We start from the raw sequence: 219 nt of genomic DNA on the forward strand, positions 1-219 counted from the left end.
GTAAGGGAGGTGCTCTCCCAGCTGAGCTAAACGACCTGGGATTCTGTGTTCAGAGTGGTGGGTCGTGTAGGGTTCGAACCTACGACCAATTGATTAAGAGTCAACTGCTCTACCGACTGAGCTAACGACCCACATCCTGAACTTTTCACCAACCGCATATGGCGGCCAGCGTTACAACATGGTGGTCGTTACTGGGCTCGAACCAGTGACCCCCTCCTT

Annotated in this window: 1 tRNA gene; it reads right to left on the reverse strand. The window is 53.4% G+C overall.

Annotation, left to right across the window (positions count from 1 at the left end):
* Nucleotides 1–55 precede the first annotated feature (55 nt).
* Nucleotides 56–131 (reverse strand) — tRNA-Lys (locus AACR77_RS04430).
* Between the last annotated feature and the right edge of the window lie 88 nt (nt 132–219).

This window comes from Aeromonas sp. ZOR0002 (assembly GCF_963866995.1).
Classification (GTDB): domain Bacteria; phylum Pseudomonadota; class Gammaproteobacteria; order Enterobacterales; family Aeromonadaceae; genus Aeromonas; species Aeromonas caviae.